General features: G+C 61.2%; 2 protein-coding genes. Both read left to right on the top strand.

Features of this window, described 5'->3' with window-relative positions; genetic code table 11:
* Positions 1 to 789: phage terminase large subunit family protein (locus AB4083_RS22850; RefSeq protein ID WP_441610795.1), on the top strand; the 789-nt coding region annotated here is incomplete at its 5' end.
* 2 nt (positions 790 to 791) lie between these two features.
* Positions 792 to 1,538: a phage portal protein gene (locus AB4083_RS22845; RefSeq protein ID WP_441610794.1), complete on the top strand. Its 747-nt coding sequence runs from the start codon at positions 792 to 794 to the stop codon at positions 1,536 to 1,538.
* Positions 1,539 to 1,578 lie beyond the last annotated feature (40 nt).

Below are 1,578 nucleotides of genomic sequence, written 5' to 3'. Positions count from 1 at the left end.
GACAAGGTGTGGCGCCAGATCGTCACGATCGAAGACGCCGAGCGCGGCGGCTGCAGCTTGTTCGATATCGACGAGCTACGCACCGAATACACGCCGGACGAGTTCGCCAACCTGCTGATGTGTCAGTTCATCGACGACGGCGACAGCCTGTTCACGCTGAAGATGATGCAGGAGGGCATGGTCGACAGCTGGGTGGACTGGTCCGACCTGCAGCCCTTGGCCGCCCGCCCGTTTGGCCATCACCCGGTATGGGTGGGCTATGACCCGTCGCTTGGGAATGGTGGCGATAGTGCGGGCCTAGTCGTCGTCGCGCCGCCGCGTATCCCGGGTGGCAAGTTCCGGGTGCTCGAGCGCCATCGGCTGAAGGGGTTGGATTTCGAGGCGCAGGCGGAGTTCATCCGAAAGATCACTAAGCGCTACCACGTGACCTACATCGGCATCGACTGCACCGGCATCGGTGCGGCCGTGCACCAGCTCGTGGTGCAGTTCTTTCCGCTGGCCAGGAAGTTCGTCTACTCCGTCGAGCTCAAGGCGCAGATGGTGATGAAAGCCCAGCACGTGATCGGCAAGGGCCGCCTCCAGTTCGACGCCGGCTGGACCGACTTCGCGCAGTCGTTCATGGCGATTCGCAAAACCCTGACCGACAGCGGACGGCACGTGAAGTACACGGCGGGCCGTTCCGAAGAAACCGGCCACGCCGATCTGGCGTGGGCCTGCATGCACACCCTGATCAATGAACCGCTGGAAGGCGCCAACGGGCGCAATTCCGGCTTTGTGGAGATGTTCTGAACATGACCGAGATCAACAACACCCCGGCACGCGCGGAGGCCTTCAGCTTTGGCGACCCCATGCCGGTGCTCGATGGCCGTGACGTGCTCGAATACATCGAAGCCTGGCGCAATGGGCGGTGGTTTGAAACGCCCGTCTCCATGAGCGGCCTGGCCCGGTCGTTTCGGTCGACGCCTCATCACTCGAGCGCGATCTACGTGAAGCGCAACATCCTGGTGTCGTGCTTCAAGCCACATAAGCTGCTCAGTCGCGACGCGTTCTCGCGCTGGGCACTGGACTTCATGGTGTTCGGCAACGGCTATCTTGAGCGACGCAAGAGTCGCCTGCGCACCACCATGGAGCTGCAGCCGGCGCTGGCGAAGTACATGCGGCGTGGCGCCGATGATATGGACGTGTATTTTCAGGTGACGGGATGGAAGGCGGAACATGAGTTCGCCAAGGGCTCAATCTTCCACCTCATGGAGCCCGATATTCACCAGGAGGTCTATGGTGTGCCCGAATACCTGTCAGCGCTGCAGAGCGCATGGCTGAACGAGGCGGGCACGCTATTCCGTCGGAAGTACTACCTCAACGGCTCGCATGCGGGATACATCCTCTACGTCACCGACGCGCTGGCCGACGAAGAGCAGGTCAGCGGCATCCGGGCCTATCCTAGATTTTGTGTAAACGGGGCATTGGCAGGAAACTGCCATCTGACCCGGAGACACCATGAGTCCACGCAAACACGAAGTGCCCGACGAGCTGCTTAGCAGTCTGTTAGCCAACTATCAGAAGCCCGAAGATCTCGTT

Source organism: Dyella sp. 2RAB6 (genome assembly GCF_052115385.1).
Taxonomy (GTDB): Bacteria; Pseudomonadota; Gammaproteobacteria; order Xanthomonadales; family Rhodanobacteraceae; genus Dyella_D.
This window is presented reverse-complemented; position numbering and strand designations above follow the sequence as displayed.